1 protein-coding gene is annotated in these 821 nt (G+C 64.3%); it reads left to right on the plus strand.

All coding sequences use genetic code 11. The annotated features are described in order from the left end of the window. A partial coding sequence (locus IVA91_RS27175) for an IS3 family transposase (protein ID WP_247459491.1) occupies positions 1-821 on the plus strand: 821 nt, incomplete at both ends.

Here is an 821-nt window from a genome sequence, read left to right on the forward strand (position 1 = left end):
GGCCGCAGCCTTCTTCGCGAAGGAAGCGACATGAAGTTCGTCTTCATCGCGAAGCACCGGGCGATCTGGCCGGTGGCATGGCTATGCGATGCGCTGGGGGTGTCGCGGTCGGGCTTCCATGCCTGGCTGAATCGCTCGCCCAGCGCCAGATCCCGCAGCGACGAAGAGCTCGGCGGCAAGGTGAAGGCCAGCTTCATGGCGAGCGACCGCACCTATGGTGCGCGCCGGGTGTGGCGTGATCTGCTCGCCGATGGGGCGGACTGTGGCCTGCACCAAATCGAACGGCTGATGCGCCTGCAAGGCTTGCGGGCGCGGCCGCGACGCCGGCGCTTGCCGAAGGACAGCGGCGATCGACAGCTCGAGACCGTGCCGGCGAACCTCCTTGACCGGCAGTTCGCCGCCGAGCGGCCGAACCAGAAGTGGATCGCCGACTTTACGTATCTCTGGACGGCCGAGGGCTGGCTCTACGTCGCAGCGGTGATCGACCTGTTCTCACGCCGGGTGGTGGGTTGGTCGATGAGCGCCGCCATGACAGCTCAGTTGGTAACCGATGCCCTGCTGATGGCCGTCTGGCGACGCGGCAAGCCGGACGCCCTGTTGCACCACTCCGACCAGGGCAGTCAGTACACCAGCGAGCAGTTCCAGCGCTTGATGGCCGACCACGGCATTCTCTGCAGCATGAGCCGTTCCGGCAACGTCTGGGACAACGCAGCGATGGAGAGCTTCTTCTCGTCGCTCAAGACCGAACGGACCGCCAACAAGATCTACCGAACCAGAGACGAGGCACGAGCCGATGTGTTCGACTATATCGAAAGATTTTA

It is taken from the genome of Bradyrhizobium sp. 153 (genome assembly GCF_023073835.1).
Classification (GTDB): domain Bacteria; phylum Pseudomonadota; class Alphaproteobacteria; order Rhizobiales; family Xanthobacteraceae; genus Bradyrhizobium.